Here is a 24,896-nt window from a genome sequence, read left to right as displayed (position 1 = left end):
TTTTGCGTAGCCCTATCCACACAGGATGCCGTGCAGGACAAACCGCGCGTCCTTCTGGTCATAGCTGCAGGTGGACAGGGTGACGACGCAGTCGTGCGCGTCCGGCACAACGGCGCTGATAAACAGCGAGCGCGCCTTGACCTCCTCCAGCCAGGCGGCGTAATCAGCGTCCGAGGCAAAATCCACCCGCCAGGCGTCGCTGTCCGCCTGCACGGTGTAGCCCGAAAAAAACGCGAGCTCATACCGTCCCTCCGGCGTAAGCAGGAGAAAGCGCGGATGCGCGTCATAATACGCCTGCGCCGCGTATTCGGTCAGCGCGGCGAACATGGAGCCATCCTTCATGTGATGCCCGTAAATGATGGTATGGCGGCCCTCCCAGCCCATCACGCACCGGCTGTCGATGAACAGGCAGCCCGCGCTGTTTTCCGTGCCGTCGAACAGGTGGTTGAGGTAATACACGTTATCCTCAGCCCGCACGACCGGATAAGAGATGCCCGTATCCCCGCCATAGAGCCAACCCGCCGCATTGCGGTTGACTGCGCGCAGGGTATCGAAGTCCACCGCCGGCGACTTGGGCTGCACGCTGGCCGCGCCAGCCTCGGTGGGCGCGGCGGCCTCGGCCAGAGCTATGTAGGCCGCCCGGCCGGCACGGTATTCCCGCATCTGCCGCGCGATCGGGTAAGCGCTGGCCGCGATGCCGGCCAGACAGATACATAGCAATATCCAGTACAGCGGTTTGTGTTTACGCATATCATCGTGCGGTCCTTTCTTATCGGTTTCCTCTATCGTACCGCACAACCAGACAAAAGTAAAGGCGGCTCCGCCGGAAATCCGTCCGAGAGCCGCCCGACGTGCCAAACACAGCTTCCGGCGCGCCTTTTATGTATGGGTCTAAAATAACATCTTCGGGTGCCATCGCCGCCCCCATGTTATTCGCGTCCTTAACGCCCATCTCCACCATCCTGCCGAACAGCGCATGCGTGACACGGATGCCGGAGGAGCCGCCCCGCGGGTCCGCGGCGGACAGCACGGCCGCGCCGGCCGCTGTGGCCGTCCATTGGGCGGTCGGCGTGCGCTGGCCGCCGTAGGCAAGCGGGAACCGGTACTGCCGCTCGGCCGAGCAGAAATGCGAGGACGCGGCAGCGAGCAGGCGCCGCGCCGCGCCCCCCTCCACCAGACACCCGCCGAGCGCCAGCCCCTGCGCCATAGTCGAACAGGCACCGTATTGCCCGAGATACGGCACGTCCGACCCCACCGAGGCCAAAAACGAGCCGATGCACTGGTTGAGCAGGTCGCCCGCGAGGATCACATCCAAATCGCTCTTCTGCAGACCCGCCTTTTTTACCGCGAGGTCGATCGCGGTCTTTTGCAGTTCGCTTTCCGCCAGCTCCCACGATTTCTGACCCATGCGGTCGTCCTCGGTCACGAAGTCGAACTGCGCGCCCAACGGGCCGTCGCCCTCCTTTTTCCCGACCGCCGCCGCATGCGACAGCAGAAACGGCCGCTCCGCAAACTGTAGCGTGCGCTTCCCTATCCTCCGGATCATCCCGCGCCGCCTCCCCCCATCAGCAGCAGCGCCAGCCCATAGAGCACGCTGGCCGAAATACCGTATACCAGCACAGGGCCGGCGATCACAAACAGCTTCGCCCCCACGCCCAGCACCAGCCCCTCGCTTTTGAATTCCATCGCCGGCGACACGATCGCGTTGGCAAAGCCTGTGATCGGTACGATCGTTCCCGCGCCCGCGTGTTTGGCCAGCTTTTCATACAGGTGCAGGCAGGTCAGCAGCGCGCCGAGGAACACCATGGTGATGGCTGTCGCCGCCGCCGCGTCCGCTGTCTCCAGGCCGCGCGACTGCCAGAAATTGCTCACGCCCTCGCCGACCGTGCAGATCGCCCCGCCGAACAGGAACGCCTTCAGACAGTCCTTCCAAAGCGGCGAATTCGGGCTTTTCTGTTCCAACATCTGCTGGTATTTCTGCTTATCCAGTTTCATGCGCATCTCTCCTCTTCGGGAGGCTACTCCCATGTTTCTGCTATTTTGCGCGGTTTTTTTGCCGTTTATCCATCTGACCTTATAAAATAATCAAAGTTTGGCTATTTAAAACAGGTCAAATATGCCGTATCCTATCTGAGGAAAGAAAAGGGGGAAACCGTTATGGAAAACAACAAACGAAAGATCACGCTGTACGATATCGTGGCCGTGGGGCTGCTCGCGGCCTTTGTATTCATTGCCACATTCTTTTTCAAAATCAAGATCCCGACACCCGGCGGCTCAACCATGGTCAAGCTGGGCAACGGCATCTGTCTGCTGGCAGGCACGCTGCTGGGCGGCTGGCGCGGCGGCCTGGCCGCCGGCATCGGCTGCGCGCTGTTCGACCTGACCGATCCGGAATACGCGCCCACCGCCTATGTCACATTCCTCCGGTACTTTATCATGGCCGGCCTGTGCGGGCTGATCTCGCACTGGGGCGGGGCAAACGGACGCCGGACGATCCGCAACCTTGTCGCGGCCATCGCGGGTGCGCTGACCTATTCGACCCTGTATATCGGGGGCAAGATCATGGGCATGATGCTCGCTGGCTCGGCTTTTGTCCCTGCGGTGGCCGGCTGCGCGGCCAGCATCGCCTCCAGCCTGATCAACGCCGTGGTCGGTGTGATCGTCGCGATGCTGCTCACGCCCGCGCTGCAAAAAGCGCTCCAGTCCACCTCGTTCGCGCGCCATCTGGCGCACAGCTCGCAAAAGAATTAAAAAAGCCGCCCGCCGGAATTCTTTCCGGCGGATGGCCGCGCTTTTCCATCAGGGCCGCTCGTCACGGGAGCCTGTGTGCGCTTCGCCCCGCTCGCGCACGACCAGCAGCAGCGCCGAGCTGACAAACATGCCCGCGACCGCAAACGTAATGCTCATCATCCCCGCATGGATACCCCAGGCGGATGCGACCAGGCCCGTGATATACGGCATCAGGATCGCCCCGACACCTGCCGCAGGCAACATCACGCCCACGCCCGCGCTCGACAGCGATTTACCCGCGCTCGCAACCGCGGTCGGGTTGACGCCCGCGATCGAGATGCCGAACACAAACAGCAGCACCAGCGCGGAGACCGCCGTTTCCGCCTGTAGCAGAAGCAGGTACGCGCCGATGCAGCAGGCGGTCATCAGGGTCAGCGCACGGAAGCCGTTGCGGATATGCAGCACCAACGCGATCACCAGCCGCGCGGCCAGCATTGCGCCCCAGATGACTGTGACCGTGAGCTGCCCGGCCGTGCCGGACAGGATGCCTGTATCCTTGAAATAAGTAACCATCCAGCCGGTGACCGCGATCTCGGTGCAGTTTTGGAAAAACAGCACCGCGGTCAGCAGCCAGAAGCGGCGGGAATGGAAAAAGTCCCACTGTCCCCCGCCGTCCGCCGTCCGGCTCGCCCGACGCGGCAGTCGGCCCGCGTAATAGCTCAGCCACAGCAGGCAGCCGCACAGGCCTAGCCCGATCATCGGCGCGCGCCAGTGCAGCAAGCCGAGCGCCGCGATCAGCAGCGGGCATACCAGCGAGCCGAGCGCAAAGCGCGAATGCGCCAGGTTCATTCCCTGGGTGCGGTCCTCCGCTGATATCGCAACCAACACGCTGTCCGTATTCAGCACGCAGCCCTTTGCCGCGCCGACCAGCCCGAACGCCAGCACCAGCAGCCAGGGGTTCCCTGTCAGCGCCATGGCGAAATAACCGGCCGCACCGCCGGTCGACAGCAGCAGCGTCGTGTTGCGCATGCCGCGCCGCACGGTCAGCATACCCGTTGTAAAGCCGGACAGCAGATTTCCCACGCTCAACGCCGCGAGCAGCACGCCGCCCCATTCGTACCCCAGCGCATAGCGGTCCTGCAGCAGGCTCATCACCACGCCGCTACTCGACCCAAGCAGGCCGCCGAGCAGCATTGTCCGGTAAGCGCATCGCATCAAGCGGCGCCGCATCAATGCTTGCATCCTGTTCTCCCCCATTTCCCATTGTCGCCCTTTCAGTTTACACCCGAAACCGCTCCCGCGCAAGAGCGAACAAGCCAAAGGCGCCGCTTTTTCAGCGGCGCCTTTTCGCTCTCCGTCAACCGAGGCGTTCCTTTCGTTCTCGGCCGTCGCGCAGGAGCAAAGTCAGGGTTTCCCTGTCTTGCGCGCGGATGGCGCGGCGGTATTCGTCCAGATGGCCGATGATCTCGTCGATCTCGCGCGCAAGCGGCTCGGCGTTGCACAGAAACAGCTCGCTCCACATGGTTTCGTTCAGCTTGGCCACGCGCGTCAGATCCTTATAGCTGCCCGCGGAATAGCCATTATGCTTATCCGCCTCCGGACTTTTGATGTAGGCCGAGGACACGACATGCGCCAGCTGCGAGGTGAAGGCGATCATCCGGTCATGCTGTTCGGCCGTGCAGCGCACGGTCTGCCCAAAGCCGAGCGCCGTAAAATACGCTTCGAGCTGCTCCAGCACCCGCTCGGTGCTGCTCCTGGTGGGGACGAAAATCATGCTCGCCCCGTCGAACAGGGTCGGAAGCGCAAAATCCAGGCCGGAGAACTCCCGCCCCGCCATCGGATGCCCGCCGACAAAATGCACGCCCGCGTCGAGCGCAGCCTGCTCCAGCCGCTCGACCATGAACTGCTTGACGCCGACCATATCGACCACCACGCAGCCCTTTTTCATTTTCGGCATGTTTTCCAGCAGCCAGTCCACCGTCGCCTGCGGATACAGGCCGATGATGACCAGGTCGGCCTCCTTATACAGTGCCTCGGTTGCGACCGCGTCGATCGTGCCGTCCGCGCGCGCCTGCTCGGCGGTGGCGCGGGTGCGGTTCCAGCCCAGCACACGGCTGAGCGTGCGCGCCTTGATGGTTTTCGCCATCGAGCCGCCCATCAGGCCGAGGCCGGCAATAAGTACGGTGTCAAACATGATACAATCCCCTTGGTCTTGATGTTTTACTTAGTTAAATTGTAGCGTGGCGAACGAGGTTTGTCAATGAAAAAGGCGGTCCACATCTCTATGCGGGCCGCCAGCTGTTATAATCCCAAGATCTGTTTTTTCTTTGCGTCAAATTCCTCTTGTGTGATCACACCGCTGTCAAGCAATTCCTTATACCGTTTCAGTTCTTCCGCACCGGCTGTTGCGTTGGACTGCGGGGCAGCCTCCTGCCGCGCTGCGGATGCTGCCCGCTTGTCCTGCCGTTCCAGCAGAAGCCGGTTGATCTCAGTATGTATCTCAGCGGCGTTTTTGATCCAAACGAATCTGATAAAACCGGAAGCCGTGGCGACCGCAATCCCCCGCCAAAGCCTGGTGGTTTTGACTGCGGAAATCATATCAAACGGCAGATCGACGCGTTGGCCGAACACAGCCGTGCCGAAAACACGCTTATCGCTCACCGTTATGCTGATCCGCGAGCAGTACCAATAGAACAGCCCTGCGAGAATCAGGAATGGGAGCAGCGTAAAGCACGCATAATACGGGAATGCGCTGGTCAGAAAATAGGACAGGTCTAATCCATCTCTCCTGTTCGAAATATCGATCGCCAAGGGCAGACCGAGCCAAATAAAAAGAACGACGCCAATACCAACGATGATCAGGCTGATCAGCTTGATATTGTACTGTACGGATTTGATAATGATTTTTTCTTCCATGTAATCCCCTCCCTATTTTGTCCGGCATGGATTAATAATCTATGCTTATTGCTATTATATTACATGCAAATTGCATAGTCAATATGCTTTATTGGCAATTTGCAATGCTTTTCATTGCAAAGCGTAACTCGTGAATATCGTCCCGCCTCGATAAAATGTAGCATGGAAAGGGGCTGTAAGGATGGATGACTTATCCTTTGAGATCGGTAAAAATATACGAAAATACCGGAAATTGAAAGGGCTGACGCTGGAGAAGCTGGCAGAGGTACTGGAGACGGAAACCAATTATCTTGGACAGTGCGAGCGCGGCGAGCGTCGGTTCAGCCTAGATAAGCTGGTTGACCTGATTGAGTATTTCGGCATCACCGCCAATGATATTATACCGGCTTCAGGCAAGGGGAACGGCAGGAGCCGGGAAAAAAGCGTCTACCTGCGGGAAATCAACGAGCTTCTCGGCCCCTGCACGGACAACCAGCTGGCGGTCATTCTGAACATGCTGAAGGAAAGCGTCCCTTTTTTAAAGGAATAGGCGGGAAGTAACAAAAAAGCAGGCTGGCATATGCCAGCCTGCTTTTTTATGCTTCCTTCTGCGGCCTTGGGTTGACCCGGCAGAGCTGCTTCCAGATTGGTGTAATCCGGCAGAGGACGAACACAATCAGCGCGCCTGCGAGGTTCAGGATCAGATCGTCCACATCGCACGAGCCGGCGCCGGTATACACCTGCGCCACCTCGACTGCCGTGATGCCGAGCGTCAGCGTGGCGGTAAAGAAGAAAATGCTCCTCTGCCAGCGGAACAGCGCGGGCAGGAACACGCCCATGGGCGCAAACGCCGCCAGGTTGCCCAGCAGGTTGAGTACCACCAGCCGCAGCGAGATATTGCCATAGCCGTAGGCAATCAGATAATTTTTAATCGTGCGCAGCGGTTCCAGGTTGACCGCGCCGAGGTCTGCGCCCGCGTGGAAGCCGCGGCCGAACGCATTATCAAAAAACAGCACGTTCGCCAGCACCCACAGATAGTACCAGAACAAAAGCAGCATATAGTCGTGCCGCCGTTTGGCGCACGCGCCGGCCGGCACGCCGTAAAACAGCGCCGTGCCGAGCAGCAGCGCGAACGCCGCCGCGACCGCGAGCTTTTGCTCCGGCCCCACGATATAGCCGGGCGCCAGCTCATAATACAGGTTGAAGCAGAGCAGCACGGCGGTCAGGACCGCCGCCAGCCTGCGGACAAGGGTTTTCAAAGGGAGTTGCTCCTTTGTGAGGGGATTCCCGCGCCAGCGGCGCGGCTTTTATACCGGGGCTTTTCCAGCGCCCCATGCCCGTTTACAGGCGCTCCGCCTCGGAAAGCCACAACGCCGCGCATGCATCCGAGGGCATGCGCCAGTCGCCGCGCGGGGAGAGTGTGACCGTGCCGACCTTGGGGCCGTCTGGCAGGCAGGAGCGCTTGAACTGCTGGGTGAAAAAGCGTCGGACAAAGGTCACGAGCCATTTTTTCACCGTTGCATCGTCGTACACACCCGCAAAGGTCTTGCGTGCAATGCGGTAAATTTTGCGCGGCGGGTAACCGAAGCGCAGCATATAATACAGGAAAAAGTCGTGCAGCTCATACGGGCCGACCAAATCCTCGGTTTTCTGGCTGATCTCCCCATCCTTGGGCGGGAGCAGCTCGGGCGATACCGGCGTGTCCAGCACATCCTGCAGCACGTCGGACAGCTCGCCGAGCGCACAGTCGGCCTCATAGGCGACCAGATATCGCACCAGCGTTTTGGGGATGGAGGCGTTGACGCCGTACATCGACATATGATCGCCGTTATAGGTCGCCCAGCCGAGCGCCAGCTCGGACAGGTCGCCCGTGCCGACCACCATGCCGCCCAGCTTGTTGGCCAGGTTCATCAGCACCAGCGTGCGCATACGCGCCTGCGCATTCTCAAACGTGACCGAAAGGTCGTCCATGCTCTGACCGATATCGCGAAAATGCTGATCCACCGCGGCCTTGATATCCACGGTCTGCAGCGTCACGCCATAGGCGTCGGCCAGCTTTTCCGCATTGCCGCGCGTGCGGGCGGTCGTGCCGAAACAGGGCATGGTCACCGCCAGGATGCCCTTGCGGTCCAGCCCGAGCAGGTCGAACGCATGCACCAGCACGATCAGCGCGAGCGTGGAATCCAGCCCGCCGGACAGACCCACAACCGCAGCCCTGGCATGCGTGTGGCGCAGACGGGTGGCAAGGCCGGTCGCCTGCAGCGTGAGGATCTCCTCGCAGCGCTCGTTGCGCAGCGCCTTATTGGCGGGAACGAACGGCGTGCGCGGGAACCGGCGGTCCGCGAGGTCGTTTTCGCCGGGCGTTACCTCCATCGTGGCCGCAAAGCCGCCGCCCGATACCGTGAACGTGTTCATGCGGCGGCGCTCATGCACGAGCCGCTGCACGTCGATATCCGCGTAGATCACGCCGCTCTCGAACGGGCGGCTCTCGGCCAGCAACACGCCGTTTTCCGCAATCAGGTCGTGGCCGGAGAACACCAGGTCCTGCGTAGATTCCCCGAAGCCCGCGTCCGCATAGGCGTAGGCGCACAGCAGCCGCGCGGACTGCTGCCGTACCAGGTCGCGGCGGTAGGCGGTCTTACCGATGATCTCATCCGACGCGGACAGGTTGACGATCACGGTCGCGCCCGCCTGCGCCAGCCGCGTGGAGGGCGGTTCGGGTACCCACAGGTCCTCGCAGATCTCCACGCCAAACGCGAAATCCGGCATCGCCGCGCTGGAGAACACCTGCACGCCACCGAACATAGTGGTTTGGCCCAGCAGCTCGACCGGCTCCATATCCAGCCCCGCGCCCGACGTAAAGTGGCGCTGCTCGTAAAACTCGGAATAATTCGGGATGCTGTGCTTCGGCACCAGCCCTTCCACCGCGCCGCGGCACAGCACCGCCGCCACGTTATACAGCTTGCACTGATGCATCAGGGGCAGGCCGACCACCACGGCGGCGTTCAGCGCCACAGTCGCGTCCCGCACGGTGCGGAGCGCTTCCAGCGCCCCATCCAGCAGCGTCTGCTGCAAAAACAAGTCGCCGCAGGTATAGCCGGTCAGGCAAAGCTCCGGAAACACGATCAGGCGCGCGCCCTTATCCGCGGCCTGTTCCGCCAGCCTGACGATTTCGGAAGCGTTATAGGCGCAGTCCGCGACCCGTAGCGCGGGCGTCGCGGCGGCAATTTTGACAAATCCATCCTGCATTCCAGTATTCCTCCAGACAGTTCAGATATGGTTAGTATACCCTTTTTCCGGCACGGACGCAAGGTTTTTGCGCCCATGCACGGGACATCCGCTCGGAAAAAGGAGGAAGACCGCGGTCTTCCCCCTTTGTGCCGTATTGCGCCGTTATTTTTCCCTGACCGCGCCATCCTTGATAATATCCCAGTTTTTGCGCAGATAGTCAAAGCCTGAGTAGATAGTGACGAGCGTCACGACCCAGCCGACCAGGTATGCGAACATCGGATAGCCGTCCGTTCCACTGATAACCATAACAGTGCTGGTACTGGTGAAACTGCCGTCAGACGACACCATCATTGAGTCGAATGCACCGCTGCCGGCCGCACCAATCAGGATATAATACAGATAAATTAAAATAATACCGCCAATCTGCACACAGGTCTTGACCTTGCCCGTCCATGTCGCGGCGAGCACGCGGCCCTTGTTGGCCGCCACCACGCGCAGCGAAGTGATGATCAGCTCGCGCGCCAGAATGACGCACACCATCCAGCCCGCCATTGCGCCCTGCCCCACGAACAGCACAAGTGCGCTCGTCACCAGCAGTTTATCCGCCAACGGATCGACAAATTTGCCAAAATCGGTCACCTGGTTATACTTGCGGGCGACATAACCGTCCAGAAAGTCCGTGAAGCTCGCCACGCAGAACAGCACCAATGCGATAACCGTATTCGTTGGGAACAACAGACCGCTTGCCTGATAATCCACGGAAAACATCGGCTGCGACGCGAAATACAGAAAAAATGGGATCATTGCAATACGGGTCAGCGTGATCTTGTTTGCTGTGGTCATTTTTATTCCCCCTTTTGCCGGACGCCGAGCAGGTCGGGTCCCAGGCTGTCTGTGATGCGGACGGGGATAAACCCGCCCGCTACGGGCGCGTCCTCCGCCTCAAAGTACACATGGCCGTCCACTTCGACCGAGTCCGCGTAGGTGCGGCCGTACCAGAGCTGCTGCTCCTCGTCAAACCCCTCGCACAGCACCTCCATGACCTCGCCGTGGCGGGAGGTGTTGTAATCGTCCAGCACGCCCGACTGCAGCTCCTCCACGATCAGGCGGCGGTTGGCCTTGACCGCAGCGTCGATCTGGTCGGGTAATTCCGCGGCCTCGGTACCCTCCTCGGGCGAAAACTCGAACACGCCCACGCGCTCGATCTGTACGTCCTGCAAAAACGCACACAGCGCGGCAAATTCGTCCTCGGTCTCGCCCGGCAGGCCGACAATCAGGCTGGTGCGCAGCACAAGGCCCGGGATGCGGTCGCGCAGGCTTTGGAGCAGCGCGGCAAATTCCTCCCCATCGCCTGGGCGGTGCATCGCGCGCAGGATGCGCTTTGATACATGCTGGAGCGGGATGTCCAGGTACTTGACGATCTTGGGCTCGGACGCAATGACCTCCACCAGCTCGTCCGTGATCTGGTCGGGGTACAGGTAGTGCAGACGCACCCAATGGAAATCCATTTCGCACAGGCGGCGCAGCAGCTCGGGCAGCAGGCGCTGATGCCCGGGCAGGTCCATGCCGTATTTGGTGATGTCCTGCGCAATGACGATCAGCTCCTTCACCCCAGCGTCGGCCAGCGCCTGCGCTTCCGCGAGCAGCGCATCCATCCCGCGCGAGCGGTACGGCCCGCGCAGCTTGGGGATGATGCAGTAGCCGCAGCGGTTGGAGCAGCCCTCCGCGATTTTGAAATAGGCCGTATATGGCGGGGTCAGGCGGTCGCGGCCGCCCTCGAGCGCGGCGCTGGCCATATCCGCCAGGTACGCGGCCTTATGCCCGCCGAGCGCGGCGTTCGCCGCGTCCACGATGCTCTCATAGCTGCCCGTGCCACAGATTGCGTCGATCTCGGGCAGCTCCGCGCGCATCTCCTCCGCGTAGCGCTGCACCAGGCAGCCGGTCACGACCAGGCCTTTCATTTTGCCGCTCTGCTTGTACTGCGCGGTTTCGAGAATGGTCTCGATCGCCTCGGTCTTGGCGGCTTCAATAAACCCGCAGGTGTTGACCACGCCCACGTCCGCCTCGGCCATATCCGCGGCGACCTCCCAGCCCGCCGCGCGCAGCAGGGCGAGCATATGCTCGCTGTCCACCAGGTTTTTGGCGCAGCCGAGCGAAATCAGTCCTATTTTCGGCATGGAATCCTCCTTTTTTGTCCCACTATTGTCCAATGGTATTATACATCACAAACCCGTCTTTGTCATCTGTTGTATTTCGTCCACGCGCGCAGAAAAAGAGGGAAGCCGTCCGGCTTCCCTCTTCCCCGCCGCTTTACAGCAGCCGCTCCATTTCCGTAATCAGCTCGTCGAACAGGCGGGTCGCGTCCTCGATGGGCGCGGGGCTTGCCATATCCACGCCCGCGCCGCGCAGCAGCGTGATCGGGTCGGCCGAACAGCCGCCGGACAGGAAACCCAGGTAATCGCTGACCGCGCTTTCACCCTCGCGCAGGATGCGGCGCGACAGCGCGATCGCCGCCGCATAGCCGGTGGCGTACTGGTACACATAGTAATCATAATAGAAATGCGGGATACGCGCCCATTCCAGCGCGATCTCCTCGTCCACGACCATATCGGGGCCGAAATACTGCTCGTTGAGCCGCCGGTACAGCGCGCAGAGCGCTTCGGCGGTCGTACCCTCTCCGCGCTGGGTCATCCCGTTCACCGCCAGCTCGAATTCCGCGAACATGGTCTGGCGGTACAGCGTGCCGCGGAACTGTTCGAGGAAATGGTTGATAAGATACGCGCGCTGCTTCCGGTCCTGCGTGACCGACAGCAGGTATTCCATCAGCAGCGCTTCGTTGCAGGTGGAAGCGACCTCGGCTACGAAAATCACATAATCCTGATACGCGGTGGGCTGGGTGCGATTGGACAGGTAGGAATGGATGGCGTGGCCCATTTCGTGTACGAGCGTGAACACATCGTCCAGCGTCCCCTTGAAATTGAGCAGCACATACGGATGAACGCGCGCGCCCGCGGAATACGCGCCCGAACGCTTTCCCTCGTTCTCATATACGTCGATCCAGCCGCCCGCGAAGCCCTGGCGCAGCAGGTCCAGGTATGTCTCGCCCAGGGGGGCGAGCGCCTTGAGCGCGGTTTCCTTGGCTTGCTCAAAGGTGAACTTCATCTCCACGCCCTCGACCACCGGAACATAGAGGTCGTACATATGCAGCTCCTCCAGCCCAAGCAGGCGGCGGCGCAGGCCGACATACCGGTGCATGGGCGCCAGCGAGCGGCGCACCGCGTCGATCAGGTTGTGGTAAATGGCGGTCGGCACCTCGGTCCCGTCGAGCGCCGCGTCCAGCGTGGAGGGATATTTGCGCGCGTTGGCAAAGAACAGCAGCTGCTTCATCTGCGCGGACAGCGTCGCCGCTGCGGTATTGCGGAACTGGCCGTACACCGAATACAGCGAATCGAAAGCGGACCGGCGCAGCGCGCGGTCATAGGACTGCATCAGCGGGATAAAGGTGCCGTGCGTGACCGGATGCCTGTTCCCATCCTGATCGGCCGCGTCCGGAAAGCGGAGATCGGCGTCATTGAGCATGGAGTAGATATCGTCCGGACCGGACGCCATCTCGCCCGCAGCCGCGAGCAACGCCTCCTCCTTGTCTGAAAGCACATGGTCGCGGCGGCGGCGCACGCGGTCCATCGCCAGCCGGTAGTTTTCGAGCGCGGGCGTTTCGCGGTAAAAGCGGGCGAGCGTCTGATCGTCAATGGCGAGCAGCTCGGGCGTTTCAAACGCTGCCGCGGCCTGCAACTCCACCGCGAGCCGCGTCGCCTGGCTCACCATCTCCTGATACGCGGCGACGCGGGTATCCTCGTCGCTGCGGCGCTGGGCGTAATGGACAAGCGCGTCGAACGCCAGGCTGATCTCGTCGTCCAGGCGGAAAAATTCCAGCAGCGTCTCCCCGCTTTCGGACAGGCGGCCGCGGTACGCCGCGACGCGCGGAACAAACGCCTTGGCTGCGTTGTAGGCGGCACGCCAGTCCGCATCGCTCGCGAACAGATCGCGGACCGCCCACTTGCCACTGTCCGGCACCTCCGCGCGTGCCGGTATCCTGGTCATTTCCATGGAAATCCTTCCTTTCCGGTATGGTTTACTGTATGTTATTATGATACCGCAACCGGACAGAACATGCAAGAAAAAGCCCTCTGTTTACCAACAGAGGGCGAAAAAACGGTTCATTGCCTGACGGAACAGTGTACGCGGATCATAATGAAATTGATCAGGACGGTCAGCGCCAAAAGGAAAACGCTTGCCATCTCCGCCAGGCCCTCCGTATCGGCAAGGCCGGCCCAGTCGCCAACGGAAGCGGTAAAGCGCCTGCAGGCCGATGGCGGCCGCGCACGCCGCCGCGCTGACCGCGAGACGCGGCTTCCATTTCTTCTCGGCTGCAACACCGCGGAACGGCACCGCCAGCGCGATGATTCCCAGCAGAATACTCCCTATGTTAAGCCATCCATAACCCATATCCATGCTCCTCCTTTTATTGTCGGTTATTGAGGAAACCGCGCGCGGCTTCTCTTTAGGGAAAGGATAGCACGGAAAAACCTGATTGTTAAGAAAGGGGCGGGAAAATTTGCTTTCCCGCCCCTTTTGCGCTCTTTTATGCACTTTTAGAACGTGTCGGGCAGGTCCTGCCCGTACTCAGCCAGCGCCGCCCGAATATCCGGCCAGGAAAACCCCCGGCGCTGCAGCGCCGCGACCGCCTTTTCGACCTCCCGCCGGTCGGACACATCGCCGTGCAGCCGCTTGTCAAGCAGCGCGCGCAGCTTCGCCCTGTCCGGAGAAAACGGCTGCAGCGCCTCTTCCGCCGTCTCGCGCGCCACGCCCCGGCGGGCCAGCTCCTGCCGGATGCGCAGCTCTCCGTACCCCTTGCGCGCGCAGGAACGCACCACGCTTTCCGCGTAGGCAGCGTCGTCCAGCAGGCCGCGTTCCAGCAGCCAAGCGACCGCGTACTCCGCTGCCTGTTCGTCGTGGCCCTTGTCGAGCAGCTTGTCCCGCAGCATGCTGGCGCTCAGCGCGCGGTATGAGAGCTGCCTCGCCGCCGCGTCCAGCGCCGCGTGGTATTTATCCCCGTTCATTCTTCATCCAGGTCGTCAAAATCGTCCGCGTCGATGGACACGGCCCGCGAAGCGCCGGCCTTGGGTGCGGCGGGCTTGGCCGCAGGCGCCGCTACGGACGCCGGACGGGCCGCCGCGGTCTGATGCGCCTTCTGCCGCTCCTCCTCAACTTTTTCCATGATCTGCTTCTGCACATCGTCCGCAAGCTCGGGATGGTCCTTGAAATACTGCTTGGCCGCGTCGCGCCCCTGTCCCAGGCGCATTTCGCCCAGCGAGAACCACGCGCCCGACTTGCCCACAATGCCGTATTTGACGCCCAGATCGACCAGCTCGCTTGTGCGCGAGATGCCCTCGCCGTACATGATGTCGAACTCGGCCTCCTTGAACGGCGGCGCGACCTTGTTCTTGACCACCTTGCAGCGGGTGTGGCTGCCGATATTCTCCGCGCCGGACTTGATATGCTCGGTACGGCGCACGTCGATACGCACGGAGGCGTAGAATTTGAGCGCGCGGCCGCCGGTCGTGACCTCCGGACTGCCATAGATCACGCCCACCTTTTCACGAAGCTGGTTGATAAAAATAGCTACGCACTGGCTCTTGGCGATCGAGCCGGCCAGCTTGCGCATGGCCTGGCTCATCATGCGGGCGTGCAGGCCGACGAACGAATCGCCCATTTCTCCCTCGATCTCGGCGCGCGGGGTGAGCGCGGCGACCGAGTCGATGACCACAATATCAATTGCGCCCGAACGCACGAGCGCCTCCGCGATATCAAGCCCCTGCTCGCCGGTATCCGGCTGGGAAACCAGCAGGCTGTCGATATCCACGCCCAGCGCCTTGGCGTATATGGGGTCGAGCGCATGCTCCGCGTCGATGAACGCGGCGGTGCCGCCCAGCTTCTGCGCCTCGGCCACGCAGTGCAGCGCAACCGTGGTCTTGCCGGAGGATTCCGGCCCGTAGATCTCCACGATGCGGCCGCGCGGCAGGCCGCCGATGCCCAGCGCGAGATCCAGCCCGATCGAGCCGGTCGGGATATGGTCTACCTGCATGCCGGCGTTCTCGCCGAGACGCATGACCGAACCCTTGCCGAACTGCTTTTCGATCTGACCGAGCGCCGCGGCGAGCGCTTTCTTTTTATCGGCCGCGGGCGCGACCGGTTCGAGCTGTTTTTTGGTAGCCATAAAGAGCCTCCTGCTTGTTTGTTGATTCCTGCATCCATTATACCAGTGGCAAAAAATAAAAGCAAGAAAAATCGAAAATTTGTTCGATGTTTTCCTGCTTTTTATTTTTCACTTTCGTCTGTGGACGGCGCGGCGGCCTGCGCGCCGCGTTCGATCTGTTCGCTGAGCGGTACATATTCCGGAGGCTTTTCCCCCGTTTCATTCCAGCAGGGTGTTGTACCCATACACAATGCGCGGCACCCCGGAAAGGTCCTCCGTGATGCCGATGCCGGCAAAACGGTTATCCTCCAGGATGGCGGCGACCTGCGTCGCCTGCCGGTAGCCGCACTCGAACAGGATGACGCCACCCGGCACGAGCAGCTCCCCCCACTTGGCGCAGATCGAACGGTAAAAATCCAGCCCGTCCTCCCCGCCGAACAGCGCTTCGTGCGGCTCGTAATCCGCGACGCTCGGCTCGAGCGCGCGCATCTCCGCGCGGGTGACGTAGGGCGGATTGGAAACCAGAATGTCAAACTGCCCCATATTGTTCGGCGGGCGGAAGCGCACGTCCGCCTTGAGCGCGACATACCGGCTCTGCACCCCCAGCCGACGGGCGTTTTCCCGCGTAACGCGCAGCGCGCCCTCGGAAATATCCACACCCGCGACGCGCGCGTCCTCCACCTCATGCGCGGCGGCGATGCCGATGCAGCCCGAACCGCAGCACAGGTCGAGGATGCGCGGCGAAACCCGCTGCCGCGCCTGTCCGATGACCAACTCGCACAGACGCTCGGTATCCGAGCGCGGGATCAGCACCGAGCGGTCGATCTGGAACGTCAGCCCATAAAAATCCCATTCGCCGAGTATGTATGCAAGCGGTTCGCCGTCCAGACAGCGGTCGCAAAGCAGATGCGCATAGTCCACCGTCGCGTCGTCCAGATAGACATGACCCCAGTCGGCTGTTTTGTTTTTATCCGCCTTGCAGGCGTATGCCGTTATCTCGCGCGCGGAAAGAGAAGGCTGCGGATCGTCCGCCTCCTTCAAGCGCTTGAACAGCTCCATATATACGTCGTTGATGGTCTTGGTCAAGGCTTGGCCCACCCCCTAAATGTGTTTTACGCATGCCGCAGGGCGCGCGGCGGCTTTCCATACAGCGATATGGACGCCTATTCACCAGTTGTCCGATCCGTCCTCCGGAATGACCGCCTTCATGCCGGTGATCGCCACCTCAATCATGGAATCGTCCGGCTCGAACACGGTCAGGTGCTGGATCATCAGGCCAGGCCAGCGCAGCGCACGGGAAAGCACGCTCTCCGAACGGCCGGCGTAGCGGTTGAACTCATAGCTGATGCCCACCACGAGCGGCAGCAGGACCAGATGCGCCAGCATGCGCAGAAACGGGTTGGTGATATCCACGATGGAAAACACGATGGACGAAACAATCGTCGCAATAATAATCAACACGAACATAAAGCTGGTGCCGCAGCGCGGATGGTATTTGTTCTGGCGGCGGACGTTCTCCACGGTCAGTTCCTCGCCCGCCTCGTAGCAGAAAATGGTCTTGTGCTCCGCGCCGTGGTATTCGAACGTGCGGCGGATGTCCTTCATGTGCGACACCGACCACATGAACAGCAGGAAGATCACCACGCGCACCGCGCCCTCCAATACGTTGCGGGCGAGTACGCCCCAGCCCTCCGGCACAAAGCCGCCGAGGAAGCTCGGCAGCAGCAGGAACAGCGCGACCGGCAGCGCGATGCCGATTACGGTCGAAATACCGAGGATCAGCCGGTTCAGACCCTCGGAGCCGAATTTATTTTCCAGCCAGATCTCGAATTTGGAGGGCGGCGCGTCCACCTCCTCGTCCTCAAAGAACGAGGCCGAATAGTTGATTGCCTGGATGCCGTCTTTCATGGCCATGAACAGGCCGTAGGCGCCGCGCAGCACCGGCAGCTTCCAGAACGCGGAGGGCTGGTGCGCGTCCTCCTCCTTTACGACCAGCTCGCCGTTTGCCTTGCGGACAACCGTGCAGACCCGTCTGGGACCTTTCATCACGATGCCCTCGATAATCGCCTGGCCGCCGATCGTGGTTTTCTTTTGCGTTGGCATTAGCTATCTCCTTTGGGTTCAGGGGTATAAGGGGTTTCCGGCACCTTGGGGATAGCCCCCGTGATGCCGAGCGCTTCCTCCGCCTCCGCGGCGGGCAGGGTGATGGTGACCGTCGTACCCGCGCCGAGCGTGGACGCGATATCCAGCGTGCCGCCGTGCAGGACGACGATCTCGTCGGTCACGGCCAGGCCGATGCCGCTGCCGCGCTGCTTGGAGGAGCCTTTATAAAATTTCTCCTTGACAAAAGGCAGCTCGGCTTCCGGTATGCCTTGGCCGTAGTCGCGCACCGAGGCGACGATTTTGCCGCCCTCCCGCCGCAGGGAAATATCGATCTTTTTCCCGTCCGCGCCGTATTTGGCGGCGTTGTCCAGGATATTGAGGAACACCTGCTTCATGCGATGGCGGTCGCCGTTGATATAGTAGTTGGCGTCCACGTCCTCGTCGTAGCTCAGCCGGATGCCGCTTTTCTGCAGCAGATTTTCATACATATACACGGCCTCGTACAGCTCGATCGATAGGTCGAACAGCTCGACCTCGAGCTTCATGCGGCCGGACTCGATGCGCGCGAAATCCAGAAGCTCCTCAACCATGCGGGTCAGGCGGCCCGCCTCTTTCTGGATGATGGTCAGGCCCTGCATAACCTCCTCTGGGTCCTCTCCCCCGCCCGCGAGCAATGTTTCGCTCCAGCCGCCGATGGCGGTGAGCGGGGTGCGCAGCTCGTGCGAAACCGAGGAGATAAAGTCGTTCTTCATGCGCTCGGCGCGGCTGATCTCGTCTGACATGTAGTTAATCGTATCGCACAGCTCGCCAATCTCGTCGTCATAGGTCTTTTGCAGGCGCACCCCGTAGCGGCCGGCCGCGATCTCCTTGGCGATCGTGTTGATCTTGAGGACCGGATCCACGATGGACTTGACAAAATAGCTGTTGGAGGCGACGACCAGCATCAGGAACACCAGGCAGGCCAGAATGACGATGCCGATGATGATCCAGATCTGCCGCTCAACGATGCGCAGCGAGGTGATGAAGCGCACGCCGCCGATCAGCTCCCCGCGGGAGGACAGGAGAGGGGTGGTCACGCTCATGACCCGCTCGTCCGTAAGCGGGTCGCGGCCGGGGAACACCGCGGTCTTCTGGGTGGACAGCGCCTGCGCGGCGTCCTCGGTGGAGGCCATGCCGCCGCCCGTCAGTGCCGAGGTGGACAGCAGGATACGGCCGTTGCGGTCGAGGAACTGCATCTCGAGCTTTTCCTGCTCGCTGAAAGTGGAAACGTCAGATTCCGCCTGCGCGTAAAACTGGTCGTAGGTTTCGGTAAAATACTTGTGGTAGGTTTCGGCCTTGAGCGTGGCGCGCGAGGTCAGGTTGTCCCGCACCGAGGCGTAATAGTAGCCGGACACGCCGACCGTGACCAGAATAACCACGGCCGCCAGGATGACCAGCACGAACGAAAGCGAGTTCATCATCCAGCGGCCCTTGATGCCGCCCGGCGAGTGCAACACCTTGGGCGCGGCTGGCTGTGGCGGCGCCTTGGGCTGTTTTTTAGATCTGCGATAAATCATAGGTAAGCTGCCTTTCTCATCTCAGGCTGTTGCGGCAAACGCACAGGGGGCGGCAGCGCGCTCCCTGCTTGCGGCGGTCAACCCTCCCACATATAGCCGTAGCCGCGCACGGTCACGATATGCGATGGCTCCGCCGGATCATCCTCGATTTTGATGCGCAGGCGGCGGATATTTACATCCACGATCTTGAGCTCGCCCACATAGTGATGGCCCCAGACCATCTCCAGCAGCTCGTCGCGGGAGAGCGCCTTGCCGATGTTCTCCATAAACGCTTTCAGCAGCCCGTACTCGATCTGCGTCAGCTCGATCTTGATGCCGTTCTTGAGTACCTCTCGCGCGCGCAGGTTGAGCTTGAACGGGCCGGACTTGATCACATCCTCCTCCGAGAAGGGCGAGCCGGACACGCGCCGGTACAGCGCGTCCACGCGCGCGGCAAGCTCGATCACGGAAAACGGCTTGGTCACATAATCGTCCGCGCCGTTCATCAGGCCGGTCACCTTGTCCGCCTCCTGGGTGCGCGCGGTCAGCATGATAACGCCCGCCTGATAGCCCGCGGCGCGCATAGCGCGGCAGACCTCATACCCGTCGATGCCGGGCAGCATCACATCCAGCACCGCAACCGCGATATCCTGGTTGGCATGGTATTTTTCCAGCGCCGCTTCGCCTGTTTCGGCCTCTATCACCTCGTAACCGCTCCGCTTCAGGTTGAGGACCAGAAAGGAGCGGATATTTTCTTCATCTTCCAAAACCAGTATTTTGCGTTTCATGGATGTTCCTCCTTTGATTTACCATTCATTCATTGCTCCAGGCCTGGGTGAGGAGCGAGAAGCGCTCTTTTACGCCGTTGGCATCGATCTGGATCGCGCTCTGCTGTGCGTCCTCCGAAAAGCGCGCGAAGTAGACCGCCTGCGAGGTCTGGCCGAGCTGAAGCAGGTCGGTACGGCCGATATAATAATCCCGCAGCGTTCCGGTGACGCAATAGATGGTGAACAACGGTATTTGCTGCCCACCACCGATATATTGCGCGAATTCAACCGCGCTGATCCCGCTTTCGCTCGTCTTGACCGCCGTGATCTGGTCGTGCCATTCTGCATCGATCTTAAACATCCATCCGTCAGACACATTCTGATAGGTGGTCATCATCAGCACTGGCGGCCGATCCACGCTATACACATACCAATCGAGCATGAAAAGCGCGTCCGTCGCGGCGGCTTCGTCGTAGCCCGCCATGAGTACGGCGCGCGGCAGCTCGGTCACGCCGTCGCCGTTGATATCGGCCGCGTAGACCGATACCGGCCGATAGGTACCCCGATGGATGGAGTCCTCGCTGTCCAGCGCGAGATTTTGCAGTGTCCCGTCCTCATAGACAAAAATATCTGTTGTCAGTCCGACACCGCTCGTTGTTTTTTGCTCTGCAAACACAGCGGGCTGGTTTTTCTGTACGCGGCCGCTTGTCATCCGTTCGACCGAAACCGCCTCGGCGCTGGTAGCCGCCTCGCCTACCAGGTCCAACCCGATATGGTACTGATACAGCCGCGCCACGCGCTGTCCGGCGGGGTTGTTCGTAATGAGCAGCAGGTCCTTGGCGCCGTCGCCTGTCAGGTCGGCCAGCTCCATGGCCGAGTATTCGGTCTCAAGCAGCAAGCCCGGTGCGCAGTTTTTATCAAAATCGCACATGGTCAGCGCGCCCACGCCGTCTCCCGGCAGCTTCCAGGCAATCAACATGCCGCGCCGGCCGGCCGGTGTGATCGTGGGGTAATCGACCGACAGGATCGCGGTGCCTTTCCCCTCGATCGCGCCCGTGCAGACATACTGCTGGTCTTGTTTTTTATAAACATAGACCTTGAACGCGTTGCTCGTCACCGAGCTGGAACCGCGGAAAAACGCGATCGCTTCATCCGCCCCGTCCCCGTCCAGATCGACAAGCTGGATAGGCGAGCGGTTTTCCCCGTCGGTCGGCGCGGTATAGGTAACGCCCGACGAGAGCAGGTTTTCCAGCTCGACCTGCAGGGTCTGGTAGTTGGCGGATGGCTTGGGCGCGGCGAGCAGGTCGTCGCCCGATGGGAACGTGCAGCCGGACAGCGCAAACAGCAGCACGGCCAGCACGGGGATGGTTCGGATCAATTTCATGAAGCTCTCCCGTTCACAATCAATGCAGACACTTATACAGATTTAGTATAGCACAAAGCCCACCCGTTTGGTACTGGAAATTGCATAATTTTTATCCGGTTTTCCAGCGCGCGGGCGCGCTTCGATTGACAAATCCGCTTTTTGCGGGTATACTGGAAACGTATCCGCACCCGTGGCGAAATTGGCATACGCGCCAGATTTAGGTTCTGGTCTCGCAGGAGGTAGGGGTTCAACTCCCCTCGGGTGCACCATACGGCGAAAACCGGCCTGGAGGGGCCGGTTTTCCGCTTTACTGATTCTGGAGGGCTTCTGCTATGTCTGTCGAGCAATATTTCCCTTTCTGGCCGAAACTGACCGACGCGCAGCGCGACCTGCTGCAAAGCGCCGTTTCCAGCGCGCGCTTTGAGGCCGGCAATATCCTGCACGCGGGCAGCAGCGACTGCGCGGGGCTGTTCATCGTCGTCAAGGGACGGCTGCGCGCCTACACCCTGTCCGGCGAGGGCAAGGAGCTGACGCTGTACCGCCTGCTTGAACGCGATATCTGCCTGTTTTCCGCCTCCTGCATTATGCGCAGCATCCAGTTTGACGTGATGATCTCCGCGGAGGAGCCGACTGATGTGCTCCGCATCCCGCCGGATGTTTACAAAACGCTTATGGAGCAATCCGCGGCTGTGGCCGGCTATACCAACGAGTTGATGGCGGCGCGCTTTTCCGAGGTGATGTGGCTGATGGACCAACTCCTCAACCGCAAGCTGGACAGCCGCCTCGCGGCGTTCCTGCTGGAAGAGCGCGGCCTGTCCGGCGCGGATATCCTGCCGCTGACGCATGAGCGCGTTGCGGCGCACCTAGGCAGCGCGCGAGAGGTCGTCACCCGCCTGCTCCGGTATTTTCAAAGCGAAGGGCTCGTACAGCTGGAGCGCGGCAGCATCGCGCTGACCAATATCGACGGCCTGTACCGCACCGCCGGCGACAGCCTGCGCTGACCGGACGCTGCCCGCATCAAAAAACGGCCGCTTACGCGGCCGTTTTTGTCCGCTCCCTGTCGGAACGTCATGTTATGCTGTTGAGATATTCCTCCGCGAAATGCGCGGCGACCGCACCGTCCGACGCGGCGGTGACGATCTGCCGCACCGCCTTGGTGCGCACGTCGCCCACCGCGAACACGCCCGCGACGCTGGTGCGCGTCGTCTCGTCCGCGATCAGGTAGCCCTGTTCGTCCAACGCGACCTGGCTGGCCAGCAGCGCGGTGTCCGGCACGCGGCCGACCGCCGCGAACACGCCGTCGCACGCGATCGAGCGGACCGCGCCGGTTTTGACGTTTTCCACCTGCACGCCGGTGACGCGCTCGGCATGGAGCAGCCTTGTCACGCGGCTGTCCCAGACAATTTCCAGGTTTTCCGCGGCCTGCAGGGATTTTTCATATACCTTGGAGGCGCGCAGCGTATCGCGGCGGTGGATCAGGTACACCTTTTCGCACAGCTTGGCAAGCAGCAGCGCGTCCCCGACCGCGGTGTTGCCGCCGCCGACCACGCAGACCGTCCGTCCCTTATAGAACATCCCGTCACACGCTGCGCAGTAGGCCATGCCGCGGCCGACCAGCGCCTGCTCCTCCGGCACGCCGAGCGGACGCGGCGACGCGCCTGTGGCGAGTACCACCGTCCGCCCCTCGACTACGCCCTCGTCGGTCGTGACCCGCTTGACCGGCCCTTCCAGGCTAGCCTCTGTCACGGTCGCCAGCAGCGATTCCGCGCCGAACCGCTCCGCACCGCGCTGCATGCGCTCGCCCAGCTCAAAGCCGTCGATCGGCTCGTCAAAGCCCGGGTAATTCTCCACCTGCTCGGTGGTGGCCATCTGCCCACCCGCGGACAGCTTTTCGATCACCAGCACGCTCAGTCCGGCACGGGCGCCGTACAGCGCTGCGGTATAGCCGCCCGGCCCGCCGCCAATGACCAGCATATCATATATTTTTCCCATAGGCCTGTCTCGCTTTCCTGTTTATACGGACTGCGCCTGCATCCAAGCGTCGATATCCGCCTTGGAACCCGGCGCGACCAACTTCTCGCCCGCCGCCCCATTTTTCACAAGGATGAGTGAGGGGATGGTATCGACCGAGAACCGCTGCGCCAGCTCGGGCTGCTCGTCAATGTTGACCTGGGCGACCGCCGCGCGCCCCGCGTAGGCCTCGGGCAGCTTGGCGACCACGCCCGCAATCCGGCGGCAGTAGGTACACCACGGCGCCCAGAATTCCAGCAGCACCGGCTGCGCAGACTGTTCCACGAGTTCCTGATAGTTTTCCTTGGTAATATGCAGCATTGCCATTGTCAACAGCTCCTTTTCTATTTGTATTTCTGGTATGCTTTTATTATACCCGTTTTTCTGTCGATTACTGTGAGTTTGTCACCAACAGCTTTTGAGGAGGGGTCCGGTTTGTCTAAAGCGATCGTCTGTCTGGGGGATTCCAACACCTGGGGCTACGACCCGCGCGGCTTCGGCGGCGGACGCTGGCCGGACTGTGTGCGCTGGACCGCGCGGTTGAACGCGCGGCCGGAATGGATCATCTACAACCTTGGGGAAAACGGCCGCGCCATCCCGCATACCCCATTCGAGCTGCGGACGCTGTGCGGCCAGCTCGCGGCGCTGCGGCCGTTCGACGGGCTTTGCGTGATGCTCGGCTCGAATGACCTGCTGCTCGGCGTGCCGCCCGCGGCTGCGGCCGCGCGGATGGAGCGTCTGCTCGTATGCCTATCGAGCTTAGGCGTTCCCTTCCTGCTGATCGCCCCGCCATGCTTCCATCCCGGCGACTGGGTGCGGGAGGAGGCGCTGCTCGCCGCCTCCGCGCACCTTGCAGGGTATTACCGGATACTGGCCGGCGAAAGCGGCGCGGCCTTTGCCGACGCGGGATGCTGGGATATCCCCCTGTGCTTCGACGGGGTGCATTTCACGGCCGAGGGCCATGCGCGTTTTGCCGCGCAGGCCGGCGGGGCGTTCGCCGCAGCATTTTGCGGAGCAAAATGATTTCCGAAAAAAGTTCTAAAATATTATAAAAACACCCTTGAAAAGCATTTTAAATCGGGTTATCCTGTTCCCAGACCGGTCAATCCACTGAAAGGAACATTCTGTTATGAAACTGATCGAACTGCCCGCCCTGCCGATTGCTTTCCTGCGCCGCACCGGCCCCTATGGACCGGAAAACCGTGCGCTGGTGGAACGGCTCAAACGTCTGGCACGGGACGCCGACCTGCTGGATGCGGGGTCAGTCATTTTCTGCGCCGCCTGGGACGACCCCGCCTGCACGCCGCCCGAAGCCTGCCGGTATGACGCCTGCCTTGTCCTCCGGCTGGCGGCGCGGCTACCGGATACCCGTTCAGGCTACCTGCCGGACGGGCGTTACGTCTGTTTTACTGTGCCGCACACGCCGGAGGCGCTTTCCGAAATATACGGCACGGCTGTCCGCACCGTCGGTTGCTGTGGATTATCCGCCGACCCATCCCGCCCGATGCTGGAAGCCTATCCGCTTTCCCTCGTGCAGCGGGGAAGGTGCCAATTTTATGTCCCTGTTCTCTGAAAAACAGCAGAAAAGCGCCGCATTGCGGCGCTTTTTCCTTATCCCTTTTTCGCCTGCGCCTTGGCTTCAAAGCGCGCCTTGTCCACAATGGCGCGCTGGTGCGTACCCTCGCCGATCAGGCCGGCCTCGTCATAGGCCGCGACATGGAAGGTTAAGATCTTGCCGTTCGGCGCGATCTCGGTCAGCTCGGTCTCGACGCGGACCTCCATACCCTCAGGCGTCGCCGCAACATGACTGACGTTAACCAGCGTACCGACCGTGGTCTTGCCTGCTTCCAGATGTGCCTCCACGCTGGCCGCGGCGGTATTCTCAATCGCGGCGACCATCATCGGCGTCGCAAACACGGCCACCAGGCCGCTGCCGACGTTGGATGCGAGCTTATCTGCGGTGACGGTGAGCTTCTGCTCGCCCTTGATGCCAATTTCCATGC

At 61.4% G+C, this 24,896-nt stretch carries 27 protein-coding genes and 1 tRNA gene; 6 read left to right on the top strand and 22 right to left on the bottom strand.

The genetic code is table 11. The annotated features are described in order from the left end of the window. Positions 1–12: 12 nt before the first annotated feature. Genes srtB through spoVAC form a run of 3 tightly spaced genes read right to left on the bottom strand, consistent with a single transcriptional unit; the run spans position 13 to position 1,995 of the window. Positions 13–750 carry a class B sortase gene (gene srtB, locus OCV66_RS03020; RefSeq protein WP_147573759.1) on the bottom strand — a complete coding sequence of 246 codons (738 nt, stop codon included), beginning with the start codon at positions 748–750 and terminating at the stop codon, positions 13–15. 19 nt (positions 751–769) lie between these two features. Next, entirely contained in the window at positions 770–1,546 is a 777-nt protein-coding gene (locus OCV66_RS03015) for a beta-ketoacyl-[acyl-carrier-protein] synthase family protein (RefSeq protein ID WP_147573758.1), read from the bottom strand. Further along, the gene (gene spoVAC, locus OCV66_RS03010; protein ID WP_082396864.1) at positions 1,543–1,995 is read right to left on the bottom strand and encodes a stage V sporulation protein AC; all 453 of its coding nucleotides are present in this window, start codon (positions 1,993–1,995) and stop codon (positions 1,543–1,545) included. Before spoVAC ends, OCV66_RS03015 begins: the two co-directional genes overlap by 4 nt. 162 nt (positions 1,996–2,157) lie before the next feature. Between spoVAC and OCV66_RS03005 the strand changes: the two genes are divergently transcribed. Beyond that, a complete protein-coding gene (locus OCV66_RS03005) occupies positions 2,158–2,751 on the top strand; it encodes an ECF transporter S component (protein ID WP_054326559.1) in 594 nt (197 codons plus the stop codon). A 48-nt stretch (positions 2,752–2,799) separates the two neighbouring features. Here OCV66_RS03005 and OCV66_RS03000 read toward each other — a convergent pair whose 3' ends face one another. From OCV66_RS03000 to OCV66_RS02990, 3 genes are all read right to left on the bottom strand, one after another. Further along, positions 2,800–3,972 (bottom strand): MFS transporter, encoded by a 1,173-nt coding sequence (locus tag OCV66_RS03000; protein WP_186949501.1) that lies wholly within the window; start codon positions 3,970–3,972, stop codon positions 2,800–2,802. 115 nt (positions 3,973–4,087) lie between these two features. Beyond that, entirely contained in the window at positions 4,088–4,924 is an 837-nt protein-coding gene (locus tag OCV66_RS02995) for a prephenate dehydrogenase (RefSeq protein WP_054326562.1), read from the bottom strand. Positions 4,925–5,031: 107 nt separating this feature from the next. After that, a complete protein-coding gene (locus tag OCV66_RS02990) occupies positions 5,032–5,646 on the bottom strand; it encodes an SHOCT domain-containing protein (protein ID WP_054326563.1) in 615 nt (204 codons plus the stop codon). Positions 5,647–5,827: 181 nt separating this feature from the next. Here OCV66_RS02990 and OCV66_RS02985 point away from each other — a divergent pair, with 181 nt between their 5' ends. Further along, complete coding sequence (locus tag OCV66_RS02985; protein WP_054326564.1) at positions 5,828–6,175, top strand: helix-turn-helix domain-containing protein; 348 nt, start codon at positions 5,828–5,830, stop codon at positions 6,173–6,175. A gap of 46 nt (positions 6,176–6,221) precedes the next feature. On the opposite strand, the gene OCV66_RS02980 is transcribed toward OCV66_RS02985, so the two are convergent. The 13 genes from OCV66_RS02980 to OCV66_RS02920 form a co-directional block, all read right to left on the bottom strand. Further along, a complete protein-coding gene (locus OCV66_RS02980) occupies positions 6,222–6,884 on the bottom strand; it encodes a VanZ family protein (protein WP_107631363.1) in 663 nt (220 codons plus the stop codon). Between the two features lie 82 nt (positions 6,885–6,966). Then, positions 6,967–8,874: an NAD(+) synthase gene (locus OCV66_RS02975; RefSeq protein WP_054326567.1), complete on the bottom strand. Its 1,908-nt coding sequence runs from the start codon at positions 8,872–8,874 to the stop codon at positions 6,967–6,969. Between the two features lie 144 nt (positions 8,875–9,018). After that, the gene (gene pgsA / locus OCV66_RS02970) at positions 9,019–9,699 is read right to left on the bottom strand and encodes a CDP-diacylglycerol--glycerol-3-phosphate 3-phosphatidyltransferase (protein ID WP_054326568.1); all 681 of its coding nucleotides are present in this window, start codon (positions 9,697–9,699) and stop codon (positions 9,019–9,021) included. 2 nt (positions 9,700–9,701) lie between these two features. Further along, positions 9,702–11,033 carry a 30S ribosomal protein S12 methylthiotransferase RimO gene (rimO, locus tag OCV66_RS02965; RefSeq protein ID WP_147573756.1) on the bottom strand — a complete coding sequence of 444 codons (1,332 nt, stop codon included), beginning with the start codon at positions 11,031–11,033 and terminating at the stop codon, positions 9,702–9,704. Between the two features lie 133 nt (positions 11,034–11,166). After that, a complete protein-coding gene (gene pepF / locus OCV66_RS02960; RefSeq protein ID WP_147573755.1) occupies positions 11,167–12,963 on the bottom strand; it encodes an oligoendopeptidase F in 1,797 nt (598 codons plus the stop codon). A gap of 84 nt (positions 12,964–13,047) precedes the next feature. Further along, positions 13,048–13,368: a hypothetical protein gene (locus OCV66_RS02955; protein WP_147573754.1), complete on the bottom strand. Its 321-nt coding sequence runs from the start codon at positions 13,366–13,368 to the stop codon at positions 13,048–13,050. Between the two features lie 140 nt (positions 13,369–13,508). Then, entirely contained in the window at positions 13,509–13,976 is a 468-nt protein-coding gene (locus tag OCV66_RS02950) for a regulatory protein RecX (RefSeq protein ID WP_054326570.1), read from the bottom strand. Next, a complete protein-coding gene (gene recA, locus OCV66_RS02945; protein ID WP_082396868.1) occupies positions 13,973–15,133 on the bottom strand; it encodes a recombinase RecA in 1,161 nt (386 codons plus the stop codon). Before recA ends, OCV66_RS02950 begins: the two co-directional genes overlap by 4 nt. Before the next feature lie 198 nt (positions 15,134–15,331). After that, positions 15,332–16,198, bottom strand: a complete 867-nt coding sequence (gene prmC / locus OCV66_RS02940) for a peptide chain release factor N(5)-glutamine methyltransferase (RefSeq protein ID WP_082396870.1) — start codon at positions 16,196–16,198, stop codon at positions 15,332–15,334. 81 nt (positions 16,199–16,279) lie between these two features. Further along, on the bottom strand, positions 16,280–17,215 hold the full coding sequence (locus OCV66_RS02935; RefSeq protein ID WP_054326571.1) for a DUF1385 domain-containing protein: 936 nt from the start codon (positions 17,213–17,215) through the stop codon (positions 16,280–16,282). Next, positions 17,215–18,771, bottom strand: a complete 1,557-nt coding sequence (locus tag OCV66_RS02930) for a sensor histidine kinase (RefSeq protein ID WP_054326572.1) — start codon at positions 18,769–18,771, stop codon at positions 17,215–17,217. Before OCV66_RS02930 ends, OCV66_RS02935 begins: the two co-directional genes overlap by 1 nt. A 77-nt stretch (positions 18,772–18,848) precedes the next feature. Further along, the gene (locus tag OCV66_RS02925; RefSeq protein WP_054326573.1) at positions 18,849–19,538 is read right to left on the bottom strand and encodes a response regulator transcription factor; all 690 of its coding nucleotides are present in this window, start codon (positions 19,536–19,538) and stop codon (positions 18,849–18,851) included. 25 nt (positions 19,539–19,563) lie between these two features. Next, positions 19,564–20,901 carry a hypothetical protein gene (locus OCV66_RS02920; RefSeq protein ID WP_107631357.1) on the bottom strand — a complete coding sequence of 446 codons (1,338 nt, stop codon included), beginning with the start codon at positions 20,899–20,901 and terminating at the stop codon, positions 19,564–19,566. A gap of 166 nt (positions 20,902–21,067) precedes the next feature. Between OCV66_RS02920 and OCV66_RS02915 the strand changes: the two genes are divergently transcribed. Both OCV66_RS02915 and OCV66_RS02910 read left to right on the top strand, forming a co-directional pair. Further along, a tRNA-Leu gene (locus OCV66_RS02915) sits at positions 21,068–21,152 on the top strand. A gap of 63 nt (positions 21,153–21,215) precedes the next feature. Beyond that, a complete protein-coding gene (locus OCV66_RS02910) occupies positions 21,216–21,884 on the top strand; it encodes a Crp/Fnr family transcriptional regulator (RefSeq protein ID WP_107631356.1) in 669 nt (222 codons plus the stop codon). Positions 21,885–21,951: 67 nt separating this feature from the next. Here OCV66_RS02910 and trxB read toward each other — a convergent pair whose 3' ends face one another. Beyond that, on the bottom strand, positions 21,952–22,875 hold the full coding sequence (gene trxB / locus OCV66_RS02905; protein WP_054326577.1) for a thioredoxin-disulfide reductase: 924 nt from the start codon (positions 22,873–22,875) through the stop codon (positions 21,952–21,954). A gap of 21 nt (positions 22,876–22,896) precedes the next feature. After that, the gene (locus OCV66_RS02900; protein WP_054326578.1) at positions 22,897–23,220 is read right to left on the bottom strand and encodes a thioredoxin family protein; all 324 of its coding nucleotides are present in this window, start codon (positions 23,218–23,220) and stop codon (positions 22,897–22,899) included. Between the two features lie 108 nt (positions 23,221–23,328). Between OCV66_RS02900 and OCV66_RS02895 the strand changes: the two genes are divergently transcribed. Both OCV66_RS02895 and OCV66_RS02890 read left to right on the top strand, forming a co-directional pair. Next, positions 23,329–23,916: a GDSL-type esterase/lipase family protein gene (locus tag OCV66_RS02895; protein ID WP_159068133.1), complete on the top strand. Its 588-nt coding sequence runs from the start codon at positions 23,329–23,331 to the stop codon at positions 23,914–23,916. A 106-nt stretch (positions 23,917–24,022) separates the two neighbouring features. Further along, positions 24,023–24,466: a GyrI-like domain-containing protein gene (locus OCV66_RS02890; protein WP_054326580.1), complete on the top strand. Its 444-nt coding sequence runs from the start codon at positions 24,023–24,025 to the stop codon at positions 24,464–24,466. Positions 24,467–24,504: 38 nt separating this feature from the next. Here the strand turns inward: OCV66_RS02890 and OCV66_RS02885 are convergent, their stop codons facing one another. Continuing rightward, positions 24,505–24,894 (bottom strand): thioesterase family protein, encoded by a 390-nt coding sequence (locus tag OCV66_RS02885; protein WP_054326581.1) that lies wholly within the window; start codon positions 24,892–24,894, stop codon positions 24,505–24,507. Between the last annotated feature and the right edge of the window lie 2 nt (positions 24,895–24,896).

The sequence above is a fragment of the Agathobaculum ammoniilyticum genome (assembly GCF_025567315.1).
Lineage (GTDB): Bacteria > Bacillota > Clostridia > Oscillospirales > Butyricicoccaceae > Agathobaculum > Agathobaculum ammoniilyticum.
Note: the sequence above shows the minus strand (reverse complement) of the source record. Positions and strands in the feature narration are given on the sequence as shown.

Excerpts from the sequence above, each read along its gene's own strand:
- OCV66_RS02890 (WP_054326580.1), top strand. The coding sequence starts at position 24,023 with ATGAAACTGATCGAACTGCCCGCCCTGCCGATTGCTTTCCTGCGCCGC.
- OCV66_RS03015 (WP_147573758.1), bottom strand. The coding sequence starts at position 1,546 with ATGATCCGGAGGATAGGGAAGCGCACGCTACAGTTTGCGGAGCGGCCG.
- OCV66_RS02930 (WP_054326572.1), bottom strand. The coding sequence starts at position 18,771 with ATGATTTATCGCAGATCTAAAAAACAGCCCAAGGCGCCGCCACAGCCA.
- OCV66_RS02990 (WP_054326563.1), bottom strand. The coding sequence starts at position 5,646 with ATGGAAGAAAAAATCATTATCAAATCCGTACAGTACAATATCAAGCTG.
- OCV66_RS03005 (WP_054326559.1), top strand. The coding sequence starts at position 2,158 with ATGGAAAACAACAAACGAAAGATCACGCTGTACGATATCGTGGCCGTG.
- OCV66_RS02975 (WP_054326567.1), bottom strand. The coding sequence starts at position 8,874 with ATGCAGGATGGATTTGTCAAAATTGCCGCCGCGACGCCCGCGCTACGG.
- srtB (WP_147573759.1), bottom strand. The coding sequence starts at position 750 with ATGCGTAAACACAAACCGCTGTACTGGATATTGCTATGTATCTGTCTG.
- pepF (WP_147573755.1), bottom strand. The coding sequence starts at position 12,963 with ATGGAAATGACCAGGATACCGGCACGCGCGGAGGTGCCGGACAGTGGC.
- OCV66_RS02995 (WP_054326562.1), bottom strand. The coding sequence starts at position 4,924 with ATGTTTGACACCGTACTTATTGCCGGCCTCGGCCTGATGGGCGGCTCG.
- spoVAC (WP_082396864.1), bottom strand. The coding sequence starts at position 1,995 with ATGAAACTGGATAAGCAGAAATACCAGCAGATGTTGGAACAGAAAAGC.
- OCV66_RS02950 (WP_054326570.1), bottom strand. The coding sequence starts at position 13,976 with ATGAACGGGGATAAATACCACGCGGCGCTGGACGCGGCGGCGAGGCAG.
- OCV66_RS02900 (WP_054326578.1), bottom strand. The coding sequence starts at position 23,220 with ATGGCAATGCTGCATATTACCAAGGAAAACTATCAGGAACTCGTGGAA.
- rimO (WP_147573756.1), bottom strand. The coding sequence starts at position 11,033 with ATGCCGAAAATAGGACTGATTTCGCTCGGCTGCGCCAAAAACCTGGTG.
- OCV66_RS02955 (WP_147573754.1), bottom strand. The coding sequence starts at position 13,368 with ATGGATATGGGTTATGGATGGCTTAACATAGGGAGTATTCTGCTGGGA.
- OCV66_RS02920 (WP_107631357.1), bottom strand. The coding sequence starts at position 20,901 with ATGAAATTGATCCGAACCATCCCCGTGCTGGCCGTGCTGCTGTTTGCG.
- OCV66_RS02885 (WP_054326581.1), bottom strand. The coding sequence starts at position 24,894 with ATGGAAATTGGCATCAAGGGCGAGCAGAAGCTCACCGTCACCGCAGAT.
- OCV66_RS02925 (WP_054326573.1), bottom strand. The coding sequence starts at position 19,538 with ATGAAACGCAAAATACTGGTTTTGGAAGATGAAGAAAATATCCGCTCC.
- pgsA (WP_054326568.1), bottom strand. The coding sequence starts at position 9,699 with ATGACCACAGCAAACAAGATCACGCTGACCCGTATTGCAATGATCCCA.
- OCV66_RS03000 (WP_186949501.1), bottom strand. The coding sequence starts at position 3,972 with ATGCAAGCATTGATGCGGCGCCGCTTGATGCGATGCGCTTACCGGACA.
- recA (WP_082396868.1), bottom strand. The coding sequence starts at position 15,133 with ATGGCTACCAAAAAACAGCTCGAACCGGTCGCGCCCGCGGCCGATAAA.
- OCV66_RS02985 (WP_054326564.1), top strand. The coding sequence starts at position 5,828 with ATGGATGACTTATCCTTTGAGATCGGTAAAAATATACGAAAATACCGG.
- OCV66_RS02910 (WP_107631356.1), top strand. The coding sequence starts at position 21,216 with ATGTCTGTCGAGCAATATTTCCCTTTCTGGCCGAAACTGACCGACGCG.
- trxB (WP_054326577.1), bottom strand. The coding sequence starts at position 22,875 with ATGGGAAAAATATATGATATGCTGGTCATTGGCGGCGGGCCGGGCGGC.
- OCV66_RS02935 (WP_054326571.1), bottom strand. The coding sequence starts at position 17,215 with ATGCCAACGCAAAAGAAAACCACGATCGGCGGCCAGGCGATTATCGAG.